This is a genomic window from Psychrobacter sp. W2-37-MNA-CIBAN-0211, from assembly GCF_040309405.1.
Taxonomy (GTDB): Bacteria; Pseudomonadota; Gammaproteobacteria; order Pseudomonadales; family Moraxellaceae; genus Psychrobacter; species Psychrobacter glaciei.
In genome coordinates this window covers 1-231 of record NZ_JBEOOU010000636.1, presented here as the reverse complement: position 1 = coordinate 231, position 231 = coordinate 1, and the positions used below count along the sequence as shown (strand labels likewise).

The 231-nt window shown below is 48.1% G+C and carries 1 protein-coding gene; it reads right to left on the bottom strand.

What is annotated here, in order from left to right; all coding sequences use genetic code 11:
• The coding region (locus AAEY72_RS16565; RefSeq protein WP_502945419.1) for a hypothetical protein at positions 1-231 on the bottom strand (231 nt) is incomplete at both ends.

Here is a 231-nt window from a genome sequence, read left to right as displayed (position 1 = left end):
CCGTTAACATGCTGCCATCTTTCAGCGTCAGGAAGGTTTCATTTTCTCCCCAGGCGACCTGCTGTAATTCTGCGGGGGCTAACAGAGTGATATCTGACGACTGATGCGCTTTGTTCCACAGCGCGTAGTGAATCACTGAATTTTCAACGATATGCCCAAGATGGCTATAGCCCATGCTTTGATCGTCAAACGAAATGTGACCAAAGCTGTCTTTGTCCCACACTTCCATAC